This is a genomic window from Actinoplanes sp. NPDC026670 (assembly GCF_040638175.1).
GTDB lineage: Bacteria > Actinomycetota > Actinomycetes > Mycobacteriales > Micromonosporaceae > Actinoplanes.
In genome coordinates this window covers 1-1,452 of sequence record NZ_JBEZXU010000181.1, presented here as the reverse complement: position 1 = coordinate 1,452, position 1,452 = coordinate 1, and the positions used below count along the sequence as shown (strand labels likewise).

Genomic DNA, 1,452 nt, shown 5'->3' with positions numbered 1-1,452 from the left:
GGGTCGTGTTCCACCACGCCCCCGACCGCGATCGGTGGTGTTCGGGCGGTGGCAGTGCCACGCCCGGGCCGGCGGGGCCTGTCACAGCACGTCGGCGTGGGTGTGCTCCCATTCCTGGACCAGGTCGCGGCCGTCCGGGCGTATGACGGCGGTGACGTGGACGTCGACGTCGGATCGGGCGTGGTCGGCGGCCAGGCGGTCGGCCTCGTCGAGGCTGTCCACGGTGTGCGCCACGGTCAGCGTCGCGGTACCGGCGGTGTCGGTGGCGGCGCAGTAGGTCTGGTAGTGGATCTCGGTGCCCACGGGCGATCCCGGCAGTGGTGAGCCGATCTCGGTGACCTGGGCGAAGCCCTCGGTGTGCAGGGTGGCCAGGGCGGCGTGGGTGTCGGCGTGCTGGCGGGTGACGACGGCGGCCGGCACGGCGCGTCCCCACCGGCGGCCCGGGGTGGGTCCGGGTCGGGCGGCTTGCCGGGCCAGACACACCCGCAGGTCGGCGGTGACGACGACGGCAACGGCGGGCACCTGGTGCTCGGCGGCGATGGCGAGCAGCCACGCCCGGTCGGCGACGCTGGTGCTGGTGGCGTCGACGACGGTGGTCAGCCGTCGGGCCAGTCGGGTGTGCAGGATCGCGGTGAGCAGGGTAAGCGCGTCGGCGGTCGCGTCCTGGTCACACTCGTCGTCGGCGGCGACGGCGCGCAGCCAGTCGAGGCTGTAGACCTGGTGCGGCCGGTAGTGGGCGGCCGCGAAGGTGGACTTGCCGGAGCCGGAGGGACCGAGAAGCACCGCCAGCGTGGCGCTCATGCCTGGGCCTCGCGGTGTAGGAGGGCTTCGACCTGCTCGGTGGTGAGTCCGTAGAGCTGGTCGCCGCCGGTGATGTCGACGCTCCAGCGCAGCGGGCGGCGGTCGACGTCGACGCGGACCTGCCGACCGTCGGGCAGTTGGTAGAGCCACCACCCGGTCACGGACCCGTCGATGAGCAGGTCCTCCAGGTCGGCGCTCACCGCTCGCCACCCGACCGGTCGGCGAGGGCCTGGTCGACGGGGTGGCGCAGCACGACGGTCCACAGCAGGTTGTGCAGCGCCTGTGCCTGCGACTCGGTGATGGCGTACTGCTCGATCAGCCCGGCCACGTCCGGCAGGTTGCCGGTGGCCTGCGCCTGGCGGCCGGCGTGCATCAGGATGTCGGCCGGTTCCATGCCGTGAGTGGTCGGAGCGTCAGTTTCGGCCGGGGCGGCCGGGGCCGTCTCGCGGCCGACGGCCACGGTCTGGACCTGCTCGGCGCGGTAGGTGTGGCGGCCGGTGGTGCTGTGCACGGTGGCGGTGCGGTGGTAGTCGCGGGTGATCAGCATCTCCAGCGAGTGCGCGTCGTCGTCGGTGAGCCCGTGCAGCACGTCCACGCGGCCGTTCGTCAGGGCCACGCGGACGGTGTACCGCGCCGCGGGAAGCTGCGGGC

3 protein-coding genes are annotated in these 1,452 nt (G+C 73.5%); all 3 read right to left on the bottom strand.

The features are described from left to right. Positions 1 to 81 precede the first annotated feature (81 nt). On the bottom strand, positions 82 to 801 hold the full coding sequence (locus tag AB0E94_RS52915; RefSeq protein ID WP_360344564.1) for an AAA family ATPase: 720 nt from the start codon (positions 799 to 801) through the stop codon (positions 82 to 84). After that, on the bottom strand, positions 798 to 1,001 hold the full coding sequence (locus tag AB0E94_RS52910; protein ID WP_357098075.1) for a hypothetical protein: 204 nt from the start codon (positions 999 to 1,001) through the stop codon (positions 798 to 800). Before AB0E94_RS52910 ends, AB0E94_RS52915 begins: the two co-directional genes overlap by 4 nt. After that, on the bottom strand, positions 998 to 1,452 hold a 455-nt coding region (locus AB0E94_RS52905; protein WP_360344561.1), incomplete at its 5' end, for a hypothetical protein. The genes AB0E94_RS52910 and AB0E94_RS52905, both read right to left, overlap by 4 nt.

Bases quoted from the DNA above. Each gene is read 5' to 3' on its own strand.
- AB0E94_RS52915 (WP_360344564.1), bottom strand. From the start codon at position 801: ATGAGCGCCACGCTGGCGGTGCTTCTCGGTCCCTCCGGCTCCGGCAAG.